The 25,316-nt window shown below is 63.7% G+C and carries 26 protein-coding genes, 1 other RNA gene and 1 riboswitch; of the genes, 13 read left to right on the top strand and 14 right to left on the bottom strand.

Annotated features, from left to right (window positions below; genetic code table 11):
• Positions 1–2: 2 nt before the first annotated feature.
• Entirely contained in the window at positions 3–302 is a 300-nt protein-coding gene (locus OGM61_10635; protein ID UYI84289.1) for a YabP/YqfC family sporulation protein, read from the bottom strand.
• A gap of 75 nt (positions 303–377) precedes the next feature.
• On the opposite strand from OGM61_10635, the gene OGM61_10640 reads away from it, so the two are divergent.
• Positions 378–1,346, top strand: a complete 969-nt coding sequence (locus OGM61_10640) for a sporulation protein (GenBank protein UYI84290.1) — start codon at positions 378–380, stop codon at positions 1,344–1,346.
• A 2-nt stretch (positions 1,347–1,348) separates the two neighbouring features.
• Here the strand turns inward: OGM61_10640 and OGM61_10645 are convergent, their stop codons facing one another.
• The 8 genes from OGM61_10645 to OGM61_10680 form a co-directional block, all read right to left on the bottom strand.
• Entirely contained in the window at positions 1,349–1,933 is a 585-nt protein-coding gene (locus OGM61_10645) for a chromate transporter (GenBank protein UYI84291.1), read from the bottom strand.
• On the bottom strand, positions 1,930–2,484 hold the full coding sequence (locus OGM61_10650) for a chromate transporter (GenBank protein ID UYI84292.1): 555 nt from the start codon (positions 2,482–2,484) through the stop codon (positions 1,930–1,932). Before OGM61_10650 ends, OGM61_10645 begins: the two co-directional genes overlap by 4 nt.
• Positions 2,485–2,550: 66 nt before the next feature.
• Positions 2,551–4,281, bottom strand: coding sequence for a phospho-sugar mutase (locus tag OGM61_10655; protein UYI84293.1), 1,731 nt, complete (start codon positions 4,279–4,281; stop codon positions 2,551–2,553).
• Complete coding sequence (locus tag OGM61_10660) at positions 4,274–4,609, bottom strand: hypothetical protein (GenBank protein UYI84294.1); 336 nt, start codon at positions 4,607–4,609, stop codon at positions 4,274–4,276. Before OGM61_10660 ends, OGM61_10655 begins: the two co-directional genes overlap by 8 nt.
• Positions 4,610–4,624: 15 nt before the next feature.
• The gene (rlmH, locus tag OGM61_10665; GenBank protein ID UYI84295.1) at positions 4,625–5,107 is read right to left on the bottom strand and encodes a 23S rRNA (pseudouridine(1915)-N(3))-methyltransferase RlmH; all 483 of its coding nucleotides are present in this window, start codon (positions 5,105–5,107) and stop codon (positions 4,625–4,627) included.
• Positions 5,095–5,898 carry an MBL fold metallo-hydrolase gene (locus OGM61_10670; GenBank protein ID UYI84296.1) on the bottom strand — a complete coding sequence of 268 codons (804 nt, stop codon included), beginning with the start codon at positions 5,896–5,898 and terminating at the stop codon, positions 5,095–5,097. Before OGM61_10670 ends, rlmH begins: the two co-directional genes overlap by 13 nt.
• Positions 5,895–7,190: a UDP-N-acetylglucosamine 1-carboxyvinyltransferase gene (locus OGM61_10675; GenBank protein ID UYI84297.1), complete on the bottom strand. Its 1,296-nt coding sequence runs from the start codon at positions 7,188–7,190 to the stop codon at positions 5,895–5,897. The genes OGM61_10670 and OGM61_10675 overlap by 4 nt, the downstream gene beginning before the upstream one ends.
• 138 nt (positions 7,191–7,328) lie before the next feature.
• Complete coding sequence (locus OGM61_10680; protein UYI84298.1) at positions 7,329–7,895, bottom strand: NUDIX hydrolase; 567 nt, start codon at positions 7,893–7,895, stop codon at positions 7,329–7,331.
• A gap of 147 nt (positions 7,896–8,042) precedes the next feature.
• Between OGM61_10680 and OGM61_10685 the strand changes: the two genes are divergently transcribed.
• The 7 genes from OGM61_10685 (at position 8,043) to OGM61_10715 (ending at position 13,549) form a co-directional block, all read left to right on the top strand.
• Positions 8,043–8,510 carry an adaptor protein MecA gene (locus OGM61_10685; protein UYI84299.1) on the top strand — a complete coding sequence of 156 codons (468 nt, stop codon included), beginning with the start codon at positions 8,043–8,045 and terminating at the stop codon, positions 8,508–8,510.
• Between the two features lie 71 nt (positions 8,511–8,581).
• Entirely contained in the window at positions 8,582–9,049 is a 468-nt protein-coding gene (smpB, locus tag OGM61_10690) for an SsrA-binding protein SmpB (GenBank protein ID UYI84300.1), read from the top strand.
• Positions 9,049–9,570, top strand: a complete 522-nt coding sequence (locus tag OGM61_10695) for a peptidylprolyl isomerase (protein ID UYI84301.1) — start codon at positions 9,049–9,051, stop codon at positions 9,568–9,570. The genes smpB and OGM61_10695 overlap by 1 nt, the downstream gene beginning before the upstream one ends.
• A 95-nt stretch (positions 9,571–9,665) precedes the next feature.
• Positions 9,666–10,031: a transfer-messenger RNA gene (gene ssrA / locus OGM61_10700) on the top strand.
• A 538-nt stretch (positions 10,032–10,569) separates the two neighbouring features.
• Positions 10,570–12,204, top strand: a complete 1,635-nt coding sequence (locus OGM61_10705) for an MBOAT family protein (GenBank protein UYI84302.1) — start codon at positions 10,570–10,572, stop codon at positions 12,202–12,204.
• A gap of 9 nt (positions 12,205–12,213) precedes the next feature.
• On the top strand, positions 12,214–13,182 hold the full coding sequence (locus OGM61_10710) for a hypothetical protein (GenBank protein UYI84303.1): 969 nt from the start codon (positions 12,214–12,216) through the stop codon (positions 13,180–13,182).
• A gap of 238 nt (positions 13,183–13,420) precedes the next feature.
• Entirely contained in the window at positions 13,421–13,549 is a 129-nt protein-coding gene (locus OGM61_10715; protein UYI84304.1) for a hypothetical protein, read from the top strand.
• A gap of 129 nt (positions 13,550–13,678) precedes the next feature.
• On the opposite strand, the gene OGM61_10720 is transcribed toward OGM61_10715, so the two are convergent.
• The 4 genes from OGM61_10720 to OGM61_10735 form a co-directional block, all read right to left on the bottom strand.
• Positions 13,679–13,843: a FeoB-associated Cys-rich membrane protein gene (locus OGM61_10720; GenBank protein ID UYI84305.1), complete on the bottom strand. Its 165-nt coding sequence runs from the start codon at positions 13,841–13,843 to the stop codon at positions 13,679–13,681.
• Complete coding sequence (gene feoB, locus OGM61_10725) at positions 13,843–15,831, bottom strand: ferrous iron transport protein B (GenBank protein ID UYI84306.1); 1,989 nt, start codon at positions 15,829–15,831, stop codon at positions 13,843–13,845. The genes OGM61_10720 and feoB overlap by 1 nt, the downstream gene beginning before the upstream one ends.
• A complete protein-coding gene (locus tag OGM61_10730; protein ID UYI85592.1) occupies positions 15,828–16,058 on the bottom strand; it encodes a ferrous iron transport protein A in 231 nt (76 codons plus the stop codon). Before OGM61_10730 ends, feoB begins: the two co-directional genes overlap by 4 nt.
• Before the next feature lie 179 nt (positions 16,059–16,237).
• Positions 16,238–19,735: an S-layer homology domain-containing protein gene (locus tag OGM61_10735; GenBank protein UYI84307.1), complete on the bottom strand. Its 3,498-nt coding sequence runs from the start codon at positions 19,733–19,735 to the stop codon at positions 16,238–16,240.
• Positions 19,736–20,082: 347 nt separating this feature from the next.
• On the opposite strand from OGM61_10735, the gene OGM61_10740 reads away from it, so the two are divergent.
• From OGM61_10740 to OGM61_10755, 4 genes are all read left to right on the top strand, one after another.
• Positions 20,083–20,736, top strand: a complete 654-nt coding sequence (locus OGM61_10740) for a response regulator transcription factor (protein ID UYI84308.1) — start codon at positions 20,083–20,085, stop codon at positions 20,734–20,736.
• 4 nt (positions 20,737–20,740) lie between these two features.
• Positions 20,741–22,120: a HAMP domain-containing histidine kinase gene (locus OGM61_10745; protein UYI84309.1), complete on the top strand. Its 1,380-nt coding sequence runs from the start codon at positions 20,741–20,743 to the stop codon at positions 22,118–22,120.
• Complete coding sequence (locus OGM61_10750) at positions 22,117–22,941, top strand: hypothetical protein (GenBank protein ID UYI84310.1); 825 nt, start codon at positions 22,117–22,119, stop codon at positions 22,939–22,941. Before OGM61_10745 ends, OGM61_10750 begins: the two co-directional genes overlap by 4 nt.
• Positions 22,942–23,042: 101 nt before the next feature.
• Entirely contained in the window at positions 23,043–23,735 is a 693-nt protein-coding gene (locus OGM61_10755) for a hypothetical protein (GenBank protein ID UYI84311.1), read from the top strand.
• Between the two features lie 49 nt (positions 23,736–23,784).
• Here OGM61_10755 and OGM61_10760 read toward each other — a convergent pair whose 3' ends face one another.
• Positions 23,785–24,369, bottom strand: coding sequence for a DUF6070 family protein (locus OGM61_10760; protein UYI84312.1), 585 nt, complete (start codon positions 24,367–24,369; stop codon positions 23,785–23,787).
• A gap of 165 nt (positions 24,370–24,534) precedes the next feature.
• A riboswitch (glycine riboswitch) is annotated at positions 24,535–24,619 on the top strand.
• 43 nt (positions 24,620–24,662) lie between these two features.
• Between OGM61_10760 and OGM61_10765 the strand changes: the two genes are divergently transcribed.
• The gene (locus tag OGM61_10765; GenBank protein UYI84313.1) at positions 24,663–25,310 is read left to right on the top strand and encodes a TRIC cation channel family protein; all 648 of its coding nucleotides are present in this window, start codon (positions 24,663–24,665) and stop codon (positions 25,308–25,310) included.
• The last annotated feature ends 6 nt before the right edge of the window (positions 25,311–25,316 follow it).

The following is a 25,316-nucleotide window of genomic DNA, read 5'->3' on the forward strand; positions in this document are numbered from 1 at the left end:
CCTCACGCAAATTCGGCACACGCGATCGTGCCGGAGATCAGCAGCGCCGTGCTGTCCATGGCCACGAGCTGCAGGTTCGTGCCGCGGATGCACACGCGCACCCGCCCGCCGTCGACCACGATGCACTCGTGGCTGTATTCGAGCAGACCGCAGTGGTTTTCCACCAGCGCGCGGCGCCGGCCGGTCACGGTCAGCTTCGGCACGCCGGCCACGGATTCCGCCGGCAGGTCCAGCCGCTCCGCAATCTCGAGCGGAATATCAGACAGCCGCTTCACCGGCTCACCCCCTTCGCTGCAAGCCATTTTATGCGCCCGCAGGCAAGTTTAGGCCGGGACAGGCATACAAATGCACGAGAACCGATTTCGGGAGGGATGCCGGTGGAAGGCAAACGGGGCAATTACATCGCGCTTGCAGTGACGCTCTCGGCGCTCGGCGCGCTGCTGCTGTGCTCACAGGCGGCGCTCGAGAGTGCGCGCGCGGGGCTGAACCTCTGCGCGCAGATGATCGTGCCGTCGCTGCTGCCGTTTTTTATCCTCTCGTCGCTGCTGCAGCAGCTCGGGCTGCCGGGCATCCTCGGCAGGTGGCTCTCGCCCGTGACGCAAAAGCTCTTCGGCATCGGCGGCGCGGGCGCATCGGCGCTGCTGCTGGGCGTGACGGGCGGATATCCGCTCGGCGCGGATGCCGTGGCCCGGCTGCGGCGCAGCGGCGCGCTCACGCGCGAGCAGGCCGAGCGCGCGCTCGCATTCTGCAACAATTCCGGCCCAGCGTTTCTCGTCGGCGCGGCAGGCGTGGGCGTGTTTCACAGCGCGGGCTACGGGCTGCTGCTTTACGGCGTGCACGTGCTGTCCGCCGTGATCGTCGGCATGCTCTTCGCCCCGCGCAGCGGCGGCTTTCTGCCGGAGGATCGGTCGCAGATCGCGGCCGTGTCGCTCTCGCAGGCGCTGCCGGAGGCCGTGCGCAGCGCCGTGCGCGCGGTGCTGACGGTCAGCGGCTTTGTGGTCACGTTCAGCGTCATGACCGGTGTGCTCGACGCCTCCGGCCTGCTGCCGGCGCTGGTGGGCACGAGCGCTGCGCGGCTCGGGCTGGAGCTGCACTTTACCCGCGCGCTGTGCACGGGCGTGCTCGAGCTCGGCACCGGCATCGGCGCGATGCAGGGTCTGATGCCGACGCCGGGGAATCTCGCCCTCGCCGCCTTTCTCATCGGCTGGGGCGGCGTGTCCGTGCACTGTCAGACGGCGGCGGTCATCGCCGGGACAGACATCAAAAGCGCCCGACACACGGTCGGGCGCCTGCTGCACGGAGCGATCTCCGCGCTGTGTATGTGGGTTTTGGCAAATCTTCTTTGAGCTCACACGCCGGCAAACGAAAACACGATGCCGACGACGGCAGACGCCGCGATGTATACGATCGGGTGCAGCTTTTTCGTCGGCTTGACGACATTCGTCAGCACCCAGATGACGGCGGCGAGCAGCAGCCCCTTCCAGAAAAACAGATCCGTGAACCGGCCGCTGGCCTGAAAGGCGCTCTCCTGGATCAGCGAGATGCGCACGACGGAAAAGCCCGCCGCCGCAATCAGCGCAGCGGACGCCGGGCGCAGCCCGTAAAACGCATGGTCGACGAACCGGTTTTCCCGGAACTTTTTCAGGCAGGACGCGATGATGAGGATGCAGATGACCGCGGGCGTCACGAGACCCAGCGTCGCGATGAGCGAGCCGGGGACGCCGGCCGTGACGTAGCCCACATAGGTCGCCGTGTTGACGCCGATCGGACCGGGCGTGGACTCCGACACCGCGACCATGTCCGCGATCTGCTGATAGGTGAACCAGCCCGTGCGGTCGGACATGTCATAGATAAACGGGAGCGTGGCGAGGCCGCCGCCGACGGAAAACAGGCCGGTCTTGAAAAACTCCCAGAACAGGCGCAGATAGATCATGCCTTACGCGCCTCCAGTTCCTTGATGACGATGCCGGCGAGCGCGGCCGCGAGCACATACAGCACCGGCGAGATATTCAAAAACACGCTGCCCGCGAACACGAGCAGGAAGATCAGAAACGTCTTCCAGTCCACGACGGATTTTTTCCACAGCTTCACGACGGCGTTGAGGATGAGCACGCACACGCACACGCGGATGCCGGCGAAGGCATTCTGCACGGCGGGCAGGTGCGCGAAATTCTGAATAAAGGCCGCAATGATCATGATGATGACGAGCGACGGGAACACGACGCCCAGCGTGGCAAAGATGCCGCCCCAGATGCCCGCCTGCTTCTGCCCGACGAACGTGGCGGTGTTGACCGCGATGACGCCCGGCGTGCACTGGCCGATGGCGTACCAGTCCATGACCTCTTCCTCCGTGGCCCAGCGGCGCTTTTCCACGACCTCGCGCTGCAGCGCGGGCAGCATGGCATAGCCGCCGCCGAATGTCGTCACGCCGACGACGGCGAACGCGCCGAAGAGGCCGAAGAGCTGTTTGAGTTTCTCTTTCATAACGCTCCCTCAAAGATCCGGCCCTCCGGCGAAAACTGCCGGAGGGCCGGGGCAAATGGTTTCGGTTCAGCCGCGCAGCGTCTCAGCGAACTGCGCGTAGCGCTGCACGCGCTCGTCGCACTCGGCGCGCGTCGCGCCGACACCAAGGATGTACACCTTGATCTTCGGCTCCGTGCCGGACGGGCGGACGATGAACGAGCAGCCGTCGTCCAGCTCAAAATACAGTACGTTCGAGCCGGAGATGGGCGTTTTGTCCATCTTGCCGAGGCCCATGACGTACACCGAGCCATCCTGATAGTCGCGCATGCGCACGACCTTCGTGCCCGCGATCTCCTGCAGCGGCTCGCGGCGCAGCTGCGCCATGAGCGCGCGCATCTTCTCCAGACCGTCGAGGCCCGGCATGACGAGGTTGAGCGTGCGCTCCCCGTAGAAGCCGTACTTTTCATACAGCGCGTCGAGCGCCTGCGCGAGCGTCATGCCCTGCTCGAAGTAGTACGCCGCCATCTCCGTGATCATCACGCAGGCGGTCACGGCGTCCTTGTCGCGGACATAGTCGCCCATCATGTAGCCGTAGCTCTCCTCGAAGGCGAGCACGTACTGATACGAGCCGTCGCGCTGGTATTCGGCCAGCTTCTCGGCCATGAACTTAAAGCCTGTGAACGTCTCGTCAAAGTGGATGTCGTTCACATCGCAGATGCGGCGCACCATTTTGGACGTGACGATCGTCGAGATCGCGGCCGCGTTTTCCGGCAGCGTGCCCTTGCGGCGGCGCGCCGTAATGATATAGTCGAGCAGCAGCACGCCCATCTGGTTGCCGGTGATGGTGTGGTACTCCCCGTCCGCGCCGCGGACCATGACGCCGACGCGGTCGGAGTCCGGATCCGTGCCGAGGATGAGGTCGCTGCCGACCTCCTTGGCGAGGTCAACGGCCAGATAGAAGCCCTCCGGATTTTCCGGGTTCGGGCTCTTGACGGTCGGGAACGTGCCGTCGAGCACCATCTGCTCCTTGACGGGGATGACCTGCGTCATGCCCAGACGGTGCAGCGCCTCGGGCACGAGGTGCCAGCCCGCGCCGTGAAACGGCGTGTAGACGATCTTGAACCGGTCGGCCACGCGGCGGACAACGTCCGGGTCGATCGGCTGGCGCAGGACGTTGGACAAAAACGCCTCGTCCGTCTCCGCGCCCATGAACTCCACAAGACCCTGACGCACCGCGTCGTCAAAGTCCATGCGCTGGATGTCATTGAAGATGTCCAGCCGCTCCATGTTCCTGGCGATGGCGGCGGCGTGCTGCGGCGGGAGCTGCGCCCCGTCGGACCAGTAGACCTTGTAGCCGTTATATTCTTTCGGGTTGTGGCTGGCCGTGATGTTCAGGCCGGCCGTGGTGCCGTAGTGCTTGACGGCAAACGACAGCTCCGGCGTCGGACGCAGGGCGTCGAAAATGCGCACGTGGATGCCGTTGGCCGCCATGACGCCCGCCGCCTCGTGCGCAAAGCGCTCGCTGTTGATGCGGCAGTCGAAGCAGATGGCGATGCCGCGTGCGCACGCGCTCTCGCCCTCGGACTTGATGACCTCCGCGAACGCCTGCGTGGCGTGGCGGATGACATGAATGTTCATGCGGCGGCAGCCGAGCGCCATCTCGCCGCGCAGGCCGGCCGTGCCGAACTCGAGCGGGGCGAAAAAGCGGCTCTCGATCTCTTTTTTGTCGTCGCGGATGGCGTTGAGTTCTTCCCATTCCGCATTGGAGAGCGCGGGGCTGTCGAGCCAGCGCTGGTATTCTTCCATATAATTACGCATTGTCGTCTCCTTCCGTCAGCGCCTCAGCGCAGCCTTCCTGAAGTGCCTGCGCATCGGCAAGCAGCGTCTCAGGAACCAGAATTTCCACTCCGTAACCGGACATACCTAACATGATCTTGCCAAACTGACCGTCCCCGGGATAGTTTTTCAGGCAGGGGATGCCATAGGCCTCCAGCATATTGACCAGCAGCACGTCGTCCATATCCACGCCCGTGCACTTGGTCAGCAGCGCCGGGGGCACCAGTTCGCCGTCCGCATCGCGCGGCCAGCGCTTGAGCAGATCGCCGGGAAGTGATCTGCCCCACTCTGCTTTCAGCTCTTGCGCCATGTTGTTTCTCCTGTTTCATTTATGATATTGCGTGCCCGCGTTGATCGTGCACGCGCGGTAGATCTGCTCGGCGAGCATGACGCGCGCCAGATGGTGCGGGAATGTCATCGGCGACATGCTCAGCCGCAGCGACGCCTCGCGCTTGAGGCCCTCGTCGAGGCCGAACGACCCGCCGACGAGAAAGCACACCTTCGACGTGCCGCCCGCGGCGTAACCGGCGAGCTGCCGCGCGAGCGCCTCGCTCGAGAGGAGCTTGCCCTCGACGCACATGGCGATCACGGCCGCGCCCTTCGGGATGCGCGCGCGGATGGCCTGCGCCTCTTTTTCCAGCGCGGCGTGGATCTCTTTTTGCGACGGGCGCTCCGGCAGGCGCTGCTCCGGCAGCTCCACCAGGTCAAACCGGCAATAGGCGCCCAGCCGCTTGGCATATTCCGCGAACGCGGAGATATAATAGGTCTCGCGCATCTTTCCGACGCAGACGAGGGTTATCGACAGCATACGCACGCCTTTCCCGCCGTGAGCGCGAGCGTCGTCTCCGCCGGGGCGGCGTACAGCTCCGGCTGCGTGCCGGGCTGAAAGCCCGCCGCCGCGAGCGCGAGTGACACGGTCTCGAGCGCGGCGCGGGGCGTGTTGTTCTCCCGGCTGAGATGGCCGAGGATGAGCTGCTGCGCCCCGTTTTCCGCGAGGTACACCGCCAGCGCCCCGGCGCTTTCATTCGACAGATGGCCGTGATCGGATGCGATCCGGCGCTTGAGATAGATCGGGTAAGGCCCGGTGCGCAGCAGTTCCGGGTCGTGGTTGGCCTCAATGACGGCGCAGTCCACGCCGCACAGCGCCGCGCGCACGGCATCCGTCACGGTGCCGAGGTCGGTGCAGAAACCGAAGCGCGCCGACCCGTCGAGCCGGTAGCCGCAGCTCCCGGCCGCGTCATGCGGCGTGGGAAACGGTGTCACGCGCACATCGCCGAGGCAAAACGGCTCGCCCGGCGCGATCTCGTGCAGGCAGTCCGTCCGCTCAGGCAGCAATTTTCGCAGCGCAGCGCACACCGCCGGCAGCGCATACACCGCCGTGGGGTCGCGCCGCAGCAAAACGGCCAGGCCCTTGACATGGTCGGAGTGCTCGTGCGTCACGAGTACGCCCGCGAGGTCGGCCGGCGCAACATCCTGCGCAGTGAGTCCCGCGCAGATGCGCCGCGCGGAGATGCCGGCGTCGATCAGAATATGTGTCTCGCCGTCGGACACGAGCGCGCAGTTGCCGCTCGACCCGCTGGCAAACAGCGCGATGTTCATTCGGCAGCGGCCGCCGCGCACTGCTCGGCCCCGTCGCGCTCGAGCACGATGTCCGCGCCGACGCCGCGCAGCTTGCCGACGAAGTTTTCGTAGCCGCGCTCGATAAAGCGGATGTCCGTGACCACGGTCTCCCCCGTGGCGCACAGGCCCGCAATGACCACAGCGGCGCCGGCACGCAGGTCGCATGCGCGAACTTCCGCGCCGTGCAGGCCCTCCACGCCGTTGATGATGGCGGTGCAGCCGTCCACCTGCGCGTCCGCGCCCATGCGGCCGAGCTCCTGAATGTACCTGTAGCGATTGTCATACACGCCCTCGGTCACGACGCTCGTGCCGTCGGCCAGACACAGCGCCACGCTGATCTGTGGCTGCATATCCGTCGGGAAGCCGGGGTACGGCTGGGTCTTGACGTTCGTATGGCGCAGGCGGCCGTTGCTGCGCACGAGCACGCTGTCCCCGCCCTCGACGACGGTGACGCCCATCTCGCGCAGCTTGGCGCTGATGCACTCCAGATGGCGCGGGATCACATTCGCCAGGCGCACTTCCCCGCCGGCCGCGGCGCAGGCCGCCATATACGTGCCCGCCTCGATCTGGTCGGGGATGACGCTGTACGTGCCGCCGTGCAGGCGCTCGACGCCCTGAATGCGGATGGAATCCGTGCCGGCACCGCGAATGTCGGCGCCCATGGAGTTGAGGAAGTTGGCAAGGTCGACGATGTGCGGCTCGCGCGCCGCGTTCTCGATCACGGTGCGGCCGCGCGCAAGCGTCGCCGCGATGATGATGTTCATCGTCGCGCCGACCGAGACCTTATCCAGATATACCTTTGCCCCGCGCAGGCGACCGTCCGGCGTGTCGGCATAGACAAAGCCGTTTTTCACCTCGACATTCGCGCCCATCGCGGTCATGCCCTTGATGTGCTGGTCGATCGGCCGGACGCCGAAGTTGCAGCCGCCGGGCATGGTCGTCTTGGCCGAGCCGAAGCGGCTGAGCATCGAGCCGATGAAATAGTACGACGCGCGGATCTTGCGCATCAGGTCATACGGCGGCTCGGTGAAGCGCACCTGGGTGCAGTCGATCTCGACGGCGGAGGGGCTGAGGTATTCCACCCGCGCGCCCAGCCCCTGCAGGATCTTCAGGAGCATATCCACGTCGCTGATCTGGGGCATATTCTCGATCCGGCAGACACCGTCGACCATCAGCGCTGCCGGGATGATCGCCACGGCCGCGTTTTTCGCGCCGCTGATCTCGATCTCCCCGTGCAGGGGTCTGCCGCCATGTATTACATATCTATCCAAACTATTTGACACCTCTCATGCTGCGAAAGCAGAGTGCAGCTCCGCATCTGTGACCGGGCGAATACGCTCCGTGCGTAGCTTGCCCGATTTTTGCGGAACCTAACGATGAATTATAGCATGCTTTTTCCCGAAAAGCAATCACAACCCACCACTTGCCGCCTCGCCGCGCTCGCGCGCGAGCAAAAGCTGCGTTTTCAGCAGGGCAACTGTCGTTTTTCCGTCGCAAAGTTCACCATCGAGCGCCGTCTGCACCAGTTCCTCCAGCGGATGCCGCTCCACGTTCAGAAATTCGCCGGGATCGAGGTGCGCCGCGCCGCGGTGCAGGTCGCGCGCCAGATAGATGTGCAGCACCTCCTCCGAGTAACCGGGCGATGTAAAGTTCGCGCCCAGATACTGCATCCGGCCGGCCGTCAGGCCCGTCTCCTCCGAGAGCTCGCGCGCCGCGGCCAGCTCCGGCGCTTCGCCCGGCTCGAGCTTGCCGGCCGGCACCTCGAGCAGCGTGCGCGAAAACGGATAGCGGTACTGCCGCACGCACCAGACCGTGCCGTCGGGCTCCAGCGGCAGTACCGTCACGCCGCCCGGATGCTCCACGACCTCGCGCTTGGCCGTGCTGCCGTCGGGCAGGCGCGCCTCGTCGAGCCGGACGTTGACGATCACACCGTGGTAGCTCGTGAGGGTCTTGAGCTTTTGTTCGATCAGTTCCATGAAACATCCACTCCTTTTTTCAATTGGCATGATACCATATTCCTGCGCCGATTACCATATATTTTGAGTAGCAAAACACGGGCTCGGACGCTATACTGGATCTAACCGGACGCCTGTCCGGAAACCGACACCAAGGGAGGCATTCCCATGCTGGTAGAAACCGCTGACGCCGCGGCCGTCGCCATGCGCATCACGCGCGCCGAGTGGGCCGCGCTGCGCGAGGCCGACATCCGCGCCGCCGTCGACCATGCGCTCGAGACGCGCGGGCTCGCGCCCTGGACAAGTATGAAGATCGAACTGTTCGTTGCCGAAAAGGAGGTGCTGCTCATCGCAAGACCCATTTCCACCCCGCCGCGCCGGTTCCGGTTCCGCTCGTTTGCCGACCTGACCGCAGCGCTGGGCTGTTTTCCGGCCGGGCTCGACTCGGACGTGGTGTACATAGACGGCGGCTGGGAGCTGTTCGTGCGCACCGGGGACGAGGCGCTGCCGAACGCGCTCTTCGAGTTCGGCGAGCCGCTGCCGTGTACCGAGGAACTGTACGCACACATCGGCGAACACGGCGACGTGGTCGCCCGCTGTGACGCCGTCGGGACGCTTCAGCGCTATTTCTGCTGATTTCGCTCTTTTCATTTGCCGCCGGATGTGCTAAACTATATCCACGATTTCGCACGAAGGAGGTCCCCGCCATGCCGAGAGCCAAGGGCGTCAAGCAGGTCGCGGCCAACCGCAAGGCCCTGCATGACTATTTCGTGCTCGAGCGGTTCGAGGCCGGTGTGGAGCTCTTCGGCACCGAGGTCAAGTCCATCCGCGCGGGCACGGTCAATCTGAAAGATTCGTTCTGCACCGTGAAAAACGGGGAGCTGTTTGCCTACGGCATCCACATCAGCCCCTACGAGCACGGCAGCATCTACAACCGCGACCCCGACCGGCCGAAGCGCCTGCTCATGCACCGGCGGGAGATCACGAAGCTCTACGCCCGCACGAAGCAGGACGGGCTGACGCTCGTGCCGCTGTCGCTGTATTTCAAGGACAGCCGCGTGAAGGTGGAGCTCGGCCTGTGCAAGGGCAAAAAGCTCTATGACAAGCGCGACGCCGACGCGCAGCGCAGCGCCAAACGCGAGATCGACAGAACGATAAAGGAGAAAAATTACTGATGAGCAATCCGATTGTCACCATTGAAATGGAAGACGGCGGCATCATCCGCGCCGAGCTCTATCCGGAGATCGCGCCGAACACCGTCCGCAACTTTATCAGTCTCGTCAAGAAGGGCTTTTACGACGGCGTGATCTTCCACCGCGTCATCCCCGGCTTCATGATCCAGGGCGGCGACCCGACCGGCACCGGCATGGGCGGCCCGGGCTACAGCATCGAGGGCGAGTTCACGAGCAATGGCTTCCAAAACGACCTCAAGCACACCCGCGGCGTGCTGTCCATGGCCCGCGCCATGGATCCGAACTCCGCCGGCAGCCAGTTTTTCATCATGCACATGGACGCCCCGCACCTCGACAAGCAGTATGCCGCGTTCGGCAAAGTGACCGAGGGCATGGACGTGGTCGACGCCATCGCGCGCACCCCGCGCAGCATGTTCAACGACAAGCCCACCCACGAACAGAAGATGAAGACCGTCACGGTCGAGACCTTCGGCGTCGAGTATCCGGAGCCGGAGACCTGCTGAGGGAACAAATCATCGGCAGTTTCGTCTGATCTTTCAGAATGCGTTCCTGCCTGCGCCGCGAGAGCGGCGCAGGCGGCCGACGCGCCCGACATCATGGGGATGTACCGGTTTCGACGGGGGTGTGGAGGCAGGAATAGCGGGCGGCGGCGCCTGACCGCCATAAAACGGGCACCTTATAAATTAAAGAACAACAACGAAACTGTTCTTCTCGCTGCTTAAATAGCGAGCGTTCCCGCCGGGAGGACCACGGCCCGGCAGCGGAGCGTCGATGAGTGGTGAACGTGCGCACGCTAAGCTTTGCGCGTGCCATGCATCATGAAGCTACCGGACTGACAGGCTTGCCGGTTTGCCTGTCCTGAAGGGAACAGGGGCGTACAGCGTCCCGAAAAAACCCGCTGCGCCCGGAGAAGTTCCTGTCAAAGCGCTTTCGGACGAGGGTTCAACTCCCTCCATCTCCACCAAGAAAAGGACTTGCTTTTCAGCAGGTCCTTTTTCCATGAAATTCATTTCTGCCCAACGCACAAAGTATCTTCGGCCGGAAATATTTGCGCCGCAAATGTGAAAAGCGCCGGATGCTTCGCACAGCGCGCCGAATGCGCTGTTTTTCTGCACGCCGGTGCATTTTTCACGCAGGACATACAAACACATTGCAATATTCTGCCCTATGCGGCAGCGCGAACGCCCCAAGAATTAAGACTAATTAAGATGTCGCCGTATGCTTTTCTTGCTATAATATTGGCCGCAGAACAAAAAATACCATCAGGAGAACAGAGCAAATGACAAGCGTAAGAAGATGGGCAATCGAAAATCGTACAAACGGCATGCCGGCCGCGCAGAAAGCGCCCGTCCGGTCCGTGCCGGTCGTATCCTTTTCTCCGGCAAGGACGGCAAAACAGCCTCATTGCCCGCAAAAGAGCGCCCCGGATGCTCTGTGCCAGATCATGCGGAACGTAAAACGAACAGCAGGCAGGCGTGTGCGCCTGCAGGAGGGCTGCTGATATGGAGCTTTCTTCGTTGTTCCTCGCGGGAAAAGGGAGCGCCCTGACCTCCTTCTTCTCGACGGCATTTCTCGTCGTGTTCCTGCCGTTTTGTCTCGTGGTGTACAGTCTCATGCCGCGGCGCGGGAAAAAATACTTCCTGCTCACCGCCGACTGCGCCTTTTTCTGGCTGATCAGCGGCAAGCTGCTCGTATACCTGCTTCTGACGGCGCTTTCGATGCACTACTTCGGACTGTGGCTGGACAAAATACAGTCGGAGACGAAGCTTCTGCTCGCGCAGACAGAAAAAGCCGAGCGCAAGACCGTGCGCAAGCGGCAGCAGGCCGTGCAGCACCGGATCCTTTTGCTGGCCGTCATTTTGCACATCGGCGTCCTGTTCGCACTCAAATATTCCGGCTTCGCCGCGACGAATGTCAACACGCTCCTGGCGCACCTGCACATTCCCGTGCAGCTGGCGATCCCGAAGTATGTGATGCCGATCGGTATCTCCTTTTTCACGCTGCAGGCGCTGTCCTACATCGTGGACGTGCAGCGCGGCGTCACAAAAGCGGACACGAATCTGCTGCGCCTGACGCTGTTCATCAGCTTCTTCCCGCAGATCGTGGAAGGGCCGATCTGCCGCTACGACCAGACCGCGCAGCAGCTCTGGGACGCAAAGCCAATCACCTACGAGAACCTGACGCTCGGTCTGCAGCGCATTGCCTACGGCATGATGAAAAAGGTCATCATCGCCGACCGGCTCAACCCGCTCGTGAGAAATGTCTTTAATAACTACACCGACTTTGACGGCGGCGTGATCGCACTGGCTGCCGTGTGCTACACCGTGCAGCTGTACATGGACTTCTCGGGCTCGATGGACGCCGTCACCGGCACGGCGCAGATCCTCGGCGTCACAATGCCGGAAAACTTCCGACAACCGTTTTTCTCCAAGACGATCTCGGAATTCTGGAAGCGCTGGCACATCACGCTCGGCACCTGGTTCAAGGACTATGTATTCTACCCGGTCGTCACGCTCAAGCCACTGGAAAAGCTCACTTCCGCCGCCCGCAAACGCCTCGGCAACCACTACGGTCCACTGCTGGCGAGCGCCGTCGCGCTCTTTTGCGTGTGGTTCTGCAACGGTCTCTGGCACGGTGCCGCGTGGAGCTATCTCTTTTTCGGCATGTACCACTTCGTGTTGATCCTCGGCGGCAACATCATCGCCCCGCCGGTGCGGGCCGTCAACGCGCGGCTGCACATCCGCGCCGAGAGCTTCCCGTACCGTCTGCTGCAGATGCTGCGCACGACGGTGCTGGTCATCATCGGCGAGCTGTTTTTCCGTGCAAACGGCCTGCGTGCAGGTATGCAGATGTTCCGCACCATGGTCACCGGATTTGCATTCCCCGTCTTTGACGATGCGCTCTTCAAGGCGCTCGGTATTGACAAGTTTGACCTCATGATCGTTGCTGTGACACTGCTGATCGTGTTCGTCGTGAGCGTGATCAACGAAAAAGGCAAGTCCGTGCGCGCGCTGCTGGCACAGCGCCCTGCTGCAGTACGCTGGACGGTCTTCTACGCGCTCATTTTGTTCATCATCGTTTTCGGAGCATACGGAAAGGGCTACATTCCCGTCGACCCCATGTATGCGAACTTTTAGGAGGCACGCATGTCCCGTTTTCTCAAACATACGCTCAGATGCGTCGTTTTTCTCGCCGTGCTGGCGCTTTTGCTGACCGGTGTGTCGCAGCTGGTGCGGCCAAAAAACAACACCCGCAGCGACGGCATCCATGACCCCGCGGCCAACGGCATCCTCGGAGAACCGGACAACACGATCGACCTGCTCATCCTCGGTGACAGCGAGAGCTATTCCGCCTTCATCCCGATGCAGCTGTGGCAGCAATACGGTTACACGGCCTACTGCTGCGGCACATCCAGACAGACACTGTACTATTCGGAAGCGTTCTTGCACAAAGCCTTCCAAAAGCAGTCGCCCAAGCTTGTGATCCTGGAGACCGATGTGATCTTCATCGATTTTTCGTACGGCAGTATGCTGCTGCAGGAGGCCGGCGACCTCTTCCCTGTGTTTTCCTACCACGACCGGTGGAAAACGCTGAAATCCAGCGATTGGAGCCTGAACGTAAACTACACCTATATCGACAATGCAAAAGGGTATCAGCTGCGCTGCAACGCCACTCCGGCGGACGCCAGCAATTATATGACGCCATCGGATGCCTACGCTCCCATCCCGAAGCGAAACCGCGCCTATGTTGAGCGCATCAAGGCCTTCTGTGACGAAAACGGCGCGCAGCTGATGCTCGTCAGCTCGCCCAGCACAGTCAACTGGAACATGGCGCGCCACAACAGCACGCAGGCGCTCGCAGATAAGCTGCAGATCCCGTTCATCGACTTCAACACCATGTCCGACCAGGTGTCGATCAACTGGAGCACGGATACCCGTGACCAGGGGGATCACCTGAATTATTTTGGCGCAAAAAAAGTAACGGCTGCGCTCGGCGATTATCTGTCTGACAACAGCCTGCTGCCAAGCCACAAGGACGATCCGGAGTATTCCGATTGGGACACACAGGCCGATGCGTTTAACCAGGCGATCACTGCCGAACTCGCAAAATCATAATTGCAGCACAGCATTTCCATGTGCCGGAGCAGGCCAAGCATCGCCTGCTCCGGCTTTTGCGTTTCAAAATCAAATCGCAGGAGCACGCCGAAAGCCCCATCGTGTTTCCGGGCGAAAACGGCGAGCGGCAGTACCGCTCTCCCAAAGCGCTCCACAGCGAGTTTCTCCGTTTTCCGTCAGCGTCGAGGATGCGGGCAATATCAGCGCCGGCCTGTAAGCGACGGGTTCATGCGCGCTCTTGCAGCATCGCAGCTCTATATCACAACAGGCTGCCACGGTCACGGGGCAGCTCTACCTCGACGCCGCGTTTTTCGCTGAGCCGGGGCTCATCGGCGTGCACCCGAACGACAACACGGCCACCGTGTAGCTGCGCGCGGACGATCTCGCGGCCCTGATCCGGGAGCACGGAAACCCGGTGCATATTGCGGAGCTGTGAGCGCGGCCACACGCATAGAAAAAAGCAAGGCTTCCCGAATTCGGGAAGCCTTGCTTTTTTCTATTTCTCTTTTTTGCAGTCACAGTTTCTGCCGCACTGCGCGCAGTTACCGGTGCAGCCGCTGCCGCAGCAGCCGCCCTTTTTCATGGCGCGGCACCAGACGCGCCACGCGATGACGGCGCACACGGCCACGATGGCCAGCAGGAGATAGTCGATCAGCCGCATCACACCAGCCCCGCGATCGCATACGCGGCAAACGCCACGACCCATGCCACTGAGCACTGCAGAACCACGACGCCGACCGTCTTGAGCCGGGAATCCAGTTCGCGGCGGATGGTGGCGATGGCGGCCACACACGGCGTATACAGCAGCGTGAACACGAGAAAGCTGATGGCGGAGCGCGTGGTGAGCAGCGACGAAATGGCCGCGCCGCCGAGCAGCACCTGCAGCGTGCTGACAACGGATTCCTTGGCGATAAAGCCGGAGATGAGCGCCGTGGCGCACCGCCAGTCGCCGAAGCCGAGCGGCCGGAAGACGGGCGCGATGAACTGCCCGATGAGCGCGAGCAGGCTGTTGGCACTGTCGGCCACGACGTTCAGGCGCGTGTCAAAGCTCTGGAGGAACCAGATGATGATCGTCGCGAGGAAAATGACCGTGAACGCGCGCTGGAGGAAATCCTTTGCCTTCTCCCAGAGCAGCAGCGCCACGCTCTTGAGTCCGGGCATGCGGTAATTCGGCAGCTCCATGACAAACGGCACGGGCTTGCCGCGGAAGGCCGTCTTGTTCATGATGAGCGCCGCGAGGATGCCGATCAGGATGCCGAGGACATACAGCCCCAGCATGACGAGCGCGCGGTAGCGCGGGAAAAACGCCGCGGTGAAAAAGGCGTAGATCGAGATCTTCGCCGAGCAGCTCATATACGGCGTGAGCAGGATGGTCATCTTCCGGTCGCGGTCAGACGAGACGGTGCGCGTGGCCATGATGGCCGGCACCGAGCAGCCGAAGCCGATGAGCATCGGCACGATGCTGCGCCCTGACAGGCCGATCTTGCGCAGGGGCTTATCCATGACGAAGGCGACGCGGGCCATATAGCCGGTGTCCTCCAGAATGGACAGGAAGAAAAACAGCGTCACGATGATCGGCAGGAACACGAGCACGCTGCCGACGCCGGCGAACACGCCGTCGATGATGAGGCTATGTACCACGGGGTTGATGCCGTAGGCCGTGAGCGCGGCGTCCACGACGCCGGTCAGCGCGTCGATGCCGAGCTGCAGCAGGTCGGACAGCCACTGGCCGATGACGTTGAACGTGAGATAAAACGTGAGGAACATCACGACGAGAAACATCGGCAGGGCGGTATATTTGCCTGTGAGGATGCGGTCGATCTTCATGGAGCGCGCGTGCTCCTTGCTCTCGTGGCACTTGACCACGGAAGCAGCCACAACGCCCTCGATGAACGTGTAGCGCATGTCCGCGAGCGCCGCGTTGCGGTCGAGCCCGGTCTCGTTTTCCATCTGCACGATGCAGTGCTCAAGCAGCTCCCGCTCGTTTTCGTCGAGCGCGAGCGACTGCGCGAGATCGTCCCCGCCCTCGATGAGCTTGGCCGCGCAGAAACGCGCCGGCACGCCGATACGGTCGGCATGGTCGGCGATCAGGTGCACGACCGCGTGGATGCAGCGGTGCACGGCCGAATCATCCGCGCAGAAGTCCGTCACCTTCGGCAGCGTCTGGCTGCGCGCAACGGTCAGCGCCTGATCCACGAGCTCAGACACGCCCTCCCCCTTCGCCGCCGAGATCGGCACGATGGGGATGCCCAGCGCCTGGCTCATCTTCTGCACGTCGATGGCGCCGCCGTTGGCGTGCACCTCGTCCATCATGTTCAGCGCCAGCACCATCGGCACGCGCAGCTCGAGCAGCTGCAGCGTCAGGTACAGGTTGCGCTCGATGTTCGTGGCGTCCACGATGTTGATGATGCCGTCCGGCTTCTGGTTGATGATAAAATCGCGCGAGACGATCTCCTCCTGCGTATACGGACGCAGGGAGTAGATGCCCGGCAGGTCAACGACGGAGCAGCCCTTCTCGTCGCGCATCTCGCCCATCTTCTGGTCGACGGTCACGCCCGGAAAGTTGCCCACGTGCTGGTTGGAACCGGTGAGGGCGTTGAACAGCGTCGTCTTGCCGCAGTTCTGGTTGCCGACAAGCGCAAAGATCATGCCGACACCCCCTCGACCTCGATCTTCTTCGCTTCTTCTACGCGCAGCGTCAATTCATAGCCGCGCACGCGGATCTCGATGGGGTCGCCCATCGGCGCCACCTTCTGCAAAGTGACGCGCGTCCGGGGTGTCAGCCCCATGTCCAACAGCCGGCATCGCAGCGCGCCGTCCCCACCGACGGCCGTGATGACTGCTGAGGAACCGATCTTCAATTCATTTAATGTCATTGCCATTGCCTTTCTGTCAAAATTCATTTCCCTAGTGAAAAAGACTAGCATGGCGGGCGCGATTTTGTCAAGAGTCTGGCAGGGATTTCCGCGATTTCTGCCGAACGGCGGCGAAAAAACATCCCGGAGCGGAAAAACCACTCCGGGATGCCGGACTGCCGGTACTGTTGCAGCGGCTGTCAGGGCTCAGGCGCCGGCTGGACAACGTTCAAAATGTAGCGCATCATGATCATCGCAAACTGCGCGCGTGTGGTCACGCCCTGCGGATCGAGAAGCGTCCGGCCGCCGATGGCATTGCCGGAGATCAGCCGCTCGCCCACCGCCCAGGTCATGGGCGCAAGCGCAAAAGCGGACACGCTGCCCGCGTCCGCAAACGCCGACAGGTCGCCGCAGGCATCCAGATCACAGCCCTTGAAGCGGGCGTACCGATACAGGATGGCCGCCGTCTGCTCGCGGGTCGCCAGACCGTTGGGATCAAACCGGCCGCCGCCGACACCGTTCACGATGCCGCTGCCCGCCGCCCAGCCGATCGCCCCGGCATACCAGGCGCCGCTGCGCACATCGGTGAAGGCACTTTCCGCCGCGGCGGCGGGCTCGCCCTCGAGCCGATAGAGGATCATGACGATCATGGCGCGGGTGAGCCGTGCGCTCGGTTCAAAGGTCGTGTCGGACGTGCCGGCAAAGAGCTTGTGCGCCACGGTGAAGTCAATGGCGTTGTGCGCCCAGTTGCCCGCGGGCGGCATATCGGTGAATCTGCTGCCCGGACAGGCTTTGCCGCCGGGGCACGGAGCGGACACCGGGTCTCTTGCCCCGCAGACGGTGCAGACCCCGTTGACATAGCGGTGCGCGGCGGGGATGGTCTCCTGCGCCGTCAGCACCTCGCCGCAGAGGGCGCACCGGCTGCCCTCGGTCAGGCCCGGCGTGGTGCAGGTGGCCGCCACGGCCGGGAGCGCCTCAGGCGCGTGGGCTCTGGCCGGGATGGTCTCGGTCATCGTCTCGCCGGCATCGCTGGTGTAAACGCGCGTGCCGGTGGATGTGCAGGTCGGCTCCCGCGTGACGACGCCGGCGTCCCACGTGTGGGCATAGGCGGCGCGCATTTGCGCGATGCGCGCGGTGAGCCAGGCGTCCATGTCCGCCACGGTATCGGCATACGTCGTGCCGGCCGGCCAGGCACGATCACCGGCGCGGATAAGCGGCCACAACCGGTCATTCATGGCGGCGCTGGCCGACAGGTGTGCGCCGCCGGTCATGACCCTGCCGCCGTCCCCCACAAGCCGCTGCGCCTGCGCGAGGAACGTATCGTGACAGTAATTGCCGACGGCCGCGCGGAAGCCGGGGATCTGCAGGAGCGCGGACACGAGGTAGCGCCCGCCGTCAAAGTCATCGTCCGCGCCGATATCGCCGCAGGCCAGCTCCATATCCGAAACAGGGCCTGCGTACAGCAGACCGCCGGCATCCTTATAAAAGGATAGCGAGACGCCGACCGCACACGCATCGGCGGCCAGACGCTGCAGCAGGTAAACCTGCACGAGCGAGGTCAGGTCGCAGTATTCATAATAGTACTTACCGGTCTCGGCATTGTAGCCGGTGTAGTTCCCGGCGGCATCCTGCGCGTAGACCGCATCCTCAAAGGCCTGATAATACTCGCTGATGTAGGCCATGGCGTCCCGGCCGCACCACGCGGGACTCTGGACATTCATGGCGCAGCCGCGCGCGGTCACAAAGCCGTTGGCCGCGTCCTGCTTTGCCTTGGCGGTGTCGCTACGCGCGAGCAGGTAGCCGCCGGTGATGTCGGCGGGCTCGGTCAGCCCGGCCGTGTACCGGTAGGTCCGGCCGTACCGGTTCTCGGCCGCGGCCGTGGTCATATCGCTGCCGTAGTCCGCATTGACGGCCGCGTAGGCGGTCTCCATGCCGGTGATGTCCACACCAGTACTGCCGACGGCGTTCGTCTCGCTGACAAGATAAGTGCCGCGGTAGACGCCGTCATAGTACAGATCCACCCAGTCGGCCGCGGGTGTGTACGGCATGCCCAGCGACACGGCAAGCTCCCGGAAGAGCTTGTCGTGCAAAAGCGTTGCGTCGTCACAGCAGGCCAGCAGCGTCCAGCGCTCAGCCGCTTCCCCGCAGGCGGCGAGATCACACGCCTGGTCGAGCCGGAGCTGATACGACCGCTTCCCGGCGGCCGCAGGGTCGGTCCTGCCGCACGCACGGAGCTGCGTGCGCACACCGTCACAGACGGCATTGCCGTCCCGGTCGGCCAGCAGCAGCTGCGCCGCGGCGTTGGCATCGCCGGCATCCACAAAGGCTCGGCCCTGTGCGGACGGATCTTCGCTCGTGATGTAAAGCGCGCTGAGATTCTCGGACTGCGCCACGCACAGCGTGCCGGCCGCCTCGCCGTTGATGCGGACGGTGAGCGTGTAAAGGCCGTCGTCCGCGGCGGCAAGCTCTGTGATGTTGACGGTCTCGCCGAGCGGTTCTATGCCCTTGCTGCCCTGCAGCTCCACGGTCGGGTTCGTGCAGTTTTGCGTGTGCACCGTCACGGCGAGGCGGCTCAGATCCGCGCTCGCGGGCAAAAACAGATACTGCGCCGCGTCCATGCTCAGGCCGGTCACGGTACGCCCATCCACCTGCGCGTCGATCGTGCCGAGCAGTTCGGACGGTGCAAACGCGCCTTCTGGCAGCGTCGTCACCGTGACCGTGTTGGAGTAGTACGGCGAGAAATACCACCTGCCGTCCACCTGCGTGCAGCCGGCCAGGCGGAACGTGTACGCCGTTGCCGGCGCGAGACCCGTGACGATGCAGACGGGCTTTGCGGTCAGGGGCAGAGCGGTCCAGGTGCTGCCGCCGTCGGCGCTCATCTCGACGCGGTAGTTTTCCGCACCAGCGGCCGCCGTCCAGTCGAGACGGACCTGCTTCTGGCCGATCTCGGCCGCAGCCGCGTCCCGGACACCGCCGGGCAGGATCTCATACTGCGCGGACACCGTGCCGTAGAAGTCGCGCATGCCCCGGATCGAGACGGTGCCGAGACCGACGCGCGTGTTGTTCGTATAGGAGATGCAGCCATCGACGTCCGCTTCGTCGGTCCTGACCGTCAGCTGCCTGCCCTGATACGTGACCGCAACGGCGCAGACGGCATCTTTGCCGTTATAGACCGCGGGCGCGGTCTTGACCTGCGCATCGGCAATATTCTTTCCCTGCGTGCCGCACTTCGTGCAGACATGATCAGCATCCCAGCTGTGGCCCGCATAGCGGAGCACCGCGCTGCGGCAGGTCTCGCCGCAGGTCCTGCAGGTGGTGATGGCATAGCCGTTCGTGGTGCAGGTGCGGGTGTCGACCGTCTCCGTGTCGTGAACGATGCCGTCATCGTCGAAGTGATACGTCCCGCCGTCGAGCTGCTGCCAGCCGGTGACATGCTCGCCGGACAGGAAATACATCCGGTCGGCCGTGCCCTCGACCGTCAGCCAGCCGGTGTACTGCGCGGCCCGGATGTCGACTGTCTCCCCGCAGACCGCGCACACGGACTTTCCGCCGCGGCAGGTCGTCAGCGTGTGGCCGTGCGCGCAGCCGCCGCTCCCCGCCGCGTCCGCAGCCAGCGCCTGCGGGCAGATCAGCGCCGACACCAGTGCGGCTGCCAGCAGAAAGGCCCGGACCCTGTCCGCAAAATGGGATCTATGCATGTTTTTCCCCCCTCCGTTGCTCTTTTCGCCGTTGAAAACGACAGAAAAGAGCAACCGTTTCCTTGATTTCGCCTGTTGTTTGATGTTGTGCTGCGATTCATGACCGAAACTTCGATAGAAAAATATAATATTTTGTCATTTTATCATGAATTTTCACGAATCGCAAGATTGCTTTCGGCAAAAGCGCCGAATATTTGCACATCTTTCCCCAACTCAGGAAAAACCTGACTGGGCGCACGAAACATTTGACACACACACCGGCCGCTCCTATAATCGAACCGGGCATCGGATTCGGATGCCGTTTTGATGCCAAACGGATGTAATTTTGACTCGAAGGAGGCGGTGGCATGATCCAGATCCTGATCGTGGACGATGAAAAGCCGATCTGCGACCTGATCCAGATGAGCCTGACCCGCGCGGGCTATCACTGCACGTGCGTCTATGACGGGCTGGCCGCGGCGGACATTCTGGAACGCAACGTATTTGATCTCATTTTGCTCGATGTGATGCTGCCGAACGCCGACGGCTTCGAGCTGATGGAGTATATCCGCCCGCTGGGCATCCCGGTCATCTTTCTGACCGCGCGCGGCTCAGTCGACGACCGGGTGCGCGGCCTGCGCATGGGCGCGGAGGACTATATCGTCAAGCCCTTTGAGGTCGTGGAGCTGCTCGCGCGCGTGGACGTCGTGCTGCGGCGCTACAACAAGACCGACGCCGTGATCGAGATCGGCGGGCTGCGCATCGACACGCGCGCCATGCAGGTCTGGCGCGGCACGGAGGAGATCAGCCTGACGCACAAGGAATATGACCTGCTGCTGTTTTTCGCGCGCAACCCCGGCACCGCGCTCTACCGCGAGACGATCTACGAGCACGTCTGGGGCGGCGAATACAGCTACGGCAGCAAGACCGTGGATCTGCACATCCAGCGGCTGCGCAAAAAGGTCGGCTGGGAAAACCGGCTGTTGGCCGTGAACAAGGTCGGCTACCGGCTGGAGGTATGAGCGGATGAAATTTCGCGCAAAGCTCACCATCGCCATGGTGCTGCTGCTGTCGCTGACCTACGGCATCGGCGGCAGCCTGATGATCGCGCAGTCGTTTTCTTCCTCCATCGACCGTGAGCGCGATGCCGCCGTGCAGACCTATCGCATGGTCGTGGACGTGCTGGAGCTGCTCGGTGACAACGCCTCGCCCGGCACGGCGGCCAACACCGTCGCGCTCGTGCTGCACAAGCTCGGCAGCGGCGGGTCGAGCACGGCAGCGCGCATCCGATTCGGCGCACAGATGACCACAACGGGCGACACCGCGCTGCTCGACGAAGCACCCGAGCCTCCGGCCGGCAGCGGCGTGACCAGCATCGTGCACACCGGCAACGGCCGGCACTACCTCATGCTCGGCGCCACGGCCGACGGCACGACCGTCCAGCTCGCGTTCGACGTGACGGAGGCCTACACCGTGCGCCAGACGCAGCAGCGCGCGTATCACACGACGTTCGTGATCCTCATCGTCATCGGCGCGGCCGTGTCGTGGCTCACGTCCTACCTGCTGACGCGCCCGCTCGGCACGCTTTCACGCGCGTCAAGAGAGCTGGCGCGCGGCAACCTAAGCTATCGGGCGCCCGTGCGCTCGCGCGACGAGGTGGGGCAGCTGGCATCCGACTTCAACCGCATGGCCGGGCAGCTGGAGCAGAACGTCAAGCGCATTCAGGAGAGCATGGCGCTGCAGGAGCGGTTCATGGCCGACTTCTCGCACGAGATGAAAACGCCCATGACCTCCATCATCGGCTATGCAGACCTTTTGCGCAGTCAGGTGCTCACGCCCGACGAGCAGATGGACGCGGCAAACTACATCTTCTCCGAGGGCAAGCGGCTCGAAGCGCTGGGGCTGAAGCTGCTGGATATGCTCTCGCTCGACCAGTCAAAGCTCCAGCTCGTGCCCGCGCATCCTGCCGATCTCGTGGCGGGGCTGCTCGAGCACCTCAAGCGCCTGTACGCACAAAAAGGCATTGCCCTGCAGTACCGCACGGCGGAGGGCATGTGCTTTCTCGAGCCGGATCTGTTCAAGACCCTGCTCGTGAACCTGATGGACAACGCCCGCAAGGCGCTCGACAACGGCGGCAACATCTACGTCTGGCAGGAGATGCTGCCCGACGGCTGCCGCGTGCGCGTGCTCGACAACGGCCGCGGCATCCCGCCGGAAGCGCTCGCGCACCTGACGGAGGCGTTTTACCGTGTAGACAAGTCGCGCTCGCGCGCACAGGGCGGCGCGGGCCTCGGCCTGTCGCTGTGCAACGAGATCGTGCAACTGCACGGCGGCACGATGCAGTTTGAGAGCCGTGTCGGCAACGGCACGGTCGTGACCGTGGAGCTGAAAGGAGGCCGTGTATGAAGCCATGGATGCGCACCGCCGTGGCCGTCGTGCTCGTGCTGACGATCGCGGCGGGCGGCTTTTTTCTGCCGAACCTCGTGGCCGTGCGGCTCGACCGCACAGATCAGGACACGGCGTTTTCCCTCAGCGCCGGCGACGAGCAGGGGCCGGCCACCGTTCTGCGCCGGAAACTGACCGACGGCATGCAGAACCTGTTTTACGGTGCCGAGGAGCCCGTCGAGCTCGATGAGAGCGCCGCGGTGCACACGCTGGCCGAGATGGCGCAGTACGCGCAGGATCTTCTGGGCGCGCTGGAAAAGGACAGCGCGCTGTTCGGCGGCGACTTTTCCGTGCAGGAGGGCGCGACCGTCCAGTACGCGAACTACGGCAGCGGCTTCGTCCTCTGGGGCATCACGCTGAGCAACCCGCGCGGCGACACGGCGTCGTTCCTGCTCGACGATGCGACCGGCTGCGTTCTGGCGCTCAGTTATGAATTTGCCTATACCTTCGCCTCCCAGATCCGGCAGAACGACCTGTGGGATTACCTGCTGAGCGTGTTTGAAAACCGCGTCGGCGCCACGGTCGCGGCCGCACTCGGCGTGCCGTACGACGAGGTGCAGATCCCGATACCGGAAGCGGCCCAAAAAATGCTCGTCCTGCGCGCAAGCGGCGGGAACACCGCCCCACTGCGGCTGCTCAACTCCGGAACCGAGGGCAATTACAACGACGGCACAGACAGCAGCATCACCGACTATCTGCAGTTTTACGACCCGGACGCCGACACCGCCTTTTCCCTGCCGGCGTGGCGTGTGGAAAATACTTTGTATTTCAACGCGCAATGATGCCGTTTGGATGCCAAAGCGTTGCCGGACGGATCACAGTCTCCGCTAAGATAGGGCCATACCCGCTTCGCGGAGACTTTTTTCGTCAGGAGATGCCCATCATGCAGATACAGGATCAGCCTCACATCGGCGTGCTCGGCGCAGACCCGGCCGCCATCACACAGTTCCTGCGCCGCGTGCAGGCGCTAGGCGGAGAACACGCCGTCCTGCTGCCGCTGAGCCCGGCGGCCGTGCCGGACTGCGAACCGTATCTGTGCGGGGCGTCCACACAGCCGCCCCTGCCGAAGCTGCGCGCAGCGGCGGAGGTGCTGGCCGCCTCCGGCTGCACGGTCATCGCCGCACCGGACAGCGCGGGCGTTTTCTGCGAGGAGATCACGGCGGCCGTCGGCATCCCGACACTCGGCGTCTCCGGGCCGGCGCTGCAGCAGCTCGTCGGCAAGCTGCTGCAGCGTGCGAGCGTGCTGTGCACACCCGGCGTGCGCGCCGCCAACGGCTACGGCATCGCCGCGCGGCGCTACGGACTCTACTGCAGCTATCCCGACGCACCCGTGCAGGCGCTGCTCGGCTGCGTGCAGCCGGAGAAAGCGTGCAGCGAGCAGGTGCTGCGCTCGATCATCGAGCTGGAGCTGGCCCGCGGCAACGACAGCGTCGTGCTCGACAGCGCGCAGCTGTGCGCCGCGTTCGCGCACTTCGGCCTCGCCGCGCGCTACCCGCAGGCGGCCGACGGCATGGAGCTGCTGGCGCAGGCCGCGCTGCTGCACACTGCGGCGGCAGCCGACGCCCGCCGCGCATAAGATGCATAAGATAGGAAAAGACGGCGCGCCCCGAACGGGGCGCGCCGCTTTATGATTCGCCGATCGTAAATATCTCCTGCGTATCGATGTGCCCGTCGTGATCCGTGCCCGGCGGATTGTCGGGCATGTCATAGACATACGTCAGCCGCCCGCCGTCGAGCGTCAGGGACGTGACGGCATACGTATCGGTGTAGCTCACGGAAAACGCCCCGTCGCGCCAGACGACGCGCGTGCGCGTGACGGTGTCCGCACCGTCCGCGAACCGCAGCGTGTGGCACAGCAGCCCGCCGTCGCGGCAGACCTCGTAGAGCGCGGCCTCGGCCGTCTGCCCCGCCGCGCGCGCATCCCAGAACGCCGTCACCGTCTCCGGGTGCGTGACCGGGTCGGCCGCGTCCACGTGCACGGCCGTGAGTCCTGCGTCCGAGAGCTGCGCCACCGCCTGCGCGATCTGCGCGTCCGTGAGATTGACGCCCGCACGCGTGCCGTCGCCGACCGCCTGCACGATGGCCTGATACCGCTGCGCCGCCGCGACGGCGGGGTCTGCCGCAGCTTCGGCCTGTGCCGCCGTCTTTTGCCCGCAGGCCGTCAGCAGCAGCGCCGCTGCGCACAACAGACCGCAGAAAATCCGTTTCATGCGCGTACCTCCCGTCATTTTCTGCAAACAGTGTACACGAAAAAATTCGGCATTGCAAATTTCGCCGCATCTGCTATACTGTCGGAGATGGATGCCGTAAGATGCCGCCGGGAGAGCGCTGCGGCCGCCGAAGGAGTGACACTCTCAGGCAAAAGGACCGGTGGCTGACGGAGCTCTGGAGAGACGATTCCGCACCGAAGAAGCAAGGCCGCGCGGCCAATCTTTCAGGTAAAAGGACAGAGTACACACCTGCACCACGGCAGGGGTGTACTCTTTTTTCGGAGGTCATGACGATGGAAACCTTCCTCTTTCTGCTCGAGCTGGCCGGGACGGTCGCGTTCGCCGTCAGCGGCGCGGTGCTCGGCATCGAAAAGCATATGGACATTTTCGGCGTGGGGCTGCTGGGCATCACGACGGCCGTCGGCGGCGGCATTCTGCGCGATCTCGTCGTGGGGCTGACGCCGCCGCGCGCATTTCAGGACCCGATCTATCTGCTCGTCGCGCTCGGCGTGTCGGTCGTGCTGTTTTTCCCGTTCGTGCGCCGGATCATCGGCCGCAGCAAGCGTGTGTTCGACGCGCTCATGCTCATCATGGACGCGGCCGGGCTCGGCATCTTCACGATCACGGGCATGAACACCGCCACCACGCTCGCCGGGTGCACCGACCCGCTGCTGCTGGTGTTTGTCGGCCTGCTGACCGGCACGGGCGGCGGCGTGCTGCGCGATATCCTCGCCGGGGATATGCCCTACATCCTGCGCAAGCACATCTACGCCAGCGCGTCCATCGCGGGCGGCATTCTCTATCTGCTGCTGCAGCAGGTCTGGCAGGGCGCGGGCGCGATCTTGACCAGCGTGGTCGTTGTCATCGTCATCCGCTGCGCCGCGGCGCACTTCGAGTGGAACCTGCCGCGCGCAAAAACCGTGTGGAAAAGCGACGAATGATGTGCT

The organism is Clostridiales bacterium, assembly GCA_025757645.1.
GTDB lineage: Bacteria > Bacillota > Clostridia > Oscillospirales > Oscillospiraceae > CAG-103.

Coding starts and splice junctions, on each gene's coding strand:
- OGM61_10660 (UYI84294.1), bottom strand. CDS start 4,609: ATGGCGCAAGAGCTGAAAGCAGAGTGGGGCAGATCACTTCCCGGCGAT.
- OGM61_10735 (UYI84307.1), bottom strand. CDS start 19,735: ATGCATAGATCCCATTTTGCGGACAGGGTCCGGGCCTTTCTGCTGGCA.
- OGM61_10645 (UYI84291.1), bottom strand. CDS start 1,933: ATGATCTATCTGCGCCTGTTCTGGGAGTTTTTCAAGACCGGCCTGTTT.
- OGM61_10765 (UYI84313.1), top strand. CDS start 24,663: ATGGAAACCTTCCTCTTTCTGCTCGAGCTGGCCGGGACGGTCGCGTTC.
- OGM61_10695 (UYI84301.1), top strand. CDS start 9,049: ATGAGCAATCCGATTGTCACCATTGAAATGGAAGACGGCGGCATCATC.
- OGM61_10750 (UYI84310.1), top strand. CDS start 22,117: ATGAAGCCATGGATGCGCACCGCCGTGGCCGTCGTGCTCGTGCTGACG.
- OGM61_10655 (UYI84293.1), bottom strand. CDS start 4,281: ATGCGTAATTATATGGAAGAATACCAGCGCTGGCTCGACAGCCCCGCG.
- OGM61_10670 (UYI84296.1), bottom strand. CDS start 5,898: ATGAACATCGCGCTGTTTGCCAGCGGGTCGAGCGGCAACTGCGCGCTC.
- smpB (UYI84300.1), top strand. CDS start 8,582: ATGCCGAGAGCCAAGGGCGTCAAGCAGGTCGCGGCCAACCGCAAGGCC.
- OGM61_10705 (UYI84302.1), top strand. CDS start 10,570: ATGGAGCTTTCTTCGTTGTTCCTCGCGGGAAAAGGGAGCGCCCTGACC.
- OGM61_10635 (UYI84289.1), bottom strand. CDS start 302: ATGGCTTGCAGCGAAGGGGGTGAGCCGGTGAAGCGGCTGTCTGATATT.
- OGM61_10760 (UYI84312.1), bottom strand. CDS start 24,369: ATGAAACGGATTTTCTGCGGTCTGTTGTGCGCAGCGGCGCTGCTGCTG.
- OGM61_10740 (UYI84308.1), top strand. CDS start 20,083: ATGATCCAGATCCTGATCGTGGACGATGAAAAGCCGATCTGCGACCTG.
- OGM61_10680 (UYI84298.1), bottom strand. CDS start 7,895: ATGGAACTGATCGAACAAAAGCTCAAGACCCTCACGAGCTACCACGGT.
- OGM61_10720 (UYI84305.1), bottom strand. CDS start 13,843: ATGCGGCTGATCGACTATCTCCTGCTGGCCATCGTGGCCGTGTGCGCC.
- OGM61_10755 (UYI84311.1), top strand. CDS start 23,043: ATGCAGATACAGGATCAGCCTCACATCGGCGTGCTCGGCGCAGACCCG.
- rlmH (UYI84295.1), bottom strand. CDS start 5,107: ATGCTGTCGATAACCCTCGTCTGCGTCGGAAAGATGCGCGAGACCTAT.
- OGM61_10685 (UYI84299.1), top strand. CDS start 8,043: ATGCTGGTAGAAACCGCTGACGCCGCGGCCGTCGCCATGCGCATCACG.
- OGM61_10730 (UYI85592.1), bottom strand. CDS start 16,058: ATGACATTAAATGAATTGAAGATCGGTTCCTCAGCAGTCATCACGGCC.
- feoB (UYI84306.1), bottom strand. CDS start 15,831: ATGATCTTTGCGCTTGTCGGCAACCAGAACTGCGGCAAGACGACGCTG.
- OGM61_10650 (UYI84292.1), bottom strand. CDS start 2,484: ATGAAAGAGAAACTCAAACAGCTCTTCGGCCTCTTCGGCGCGTTCGCC.
- OGM61_10710 (UYI84303.1), top strand. CDS start 12,214: ATGTCCCGTTTTCTCAAACATACGCTCAGATGCGTCGTTTTTCTCGCC.
- OGM61_10745 (UYI84309.1), top strand. CDS start 20,741: ATGAAATTTCGCGCAAAGCTCACCATCGCCATGGTGCTGCTGCTGTCG.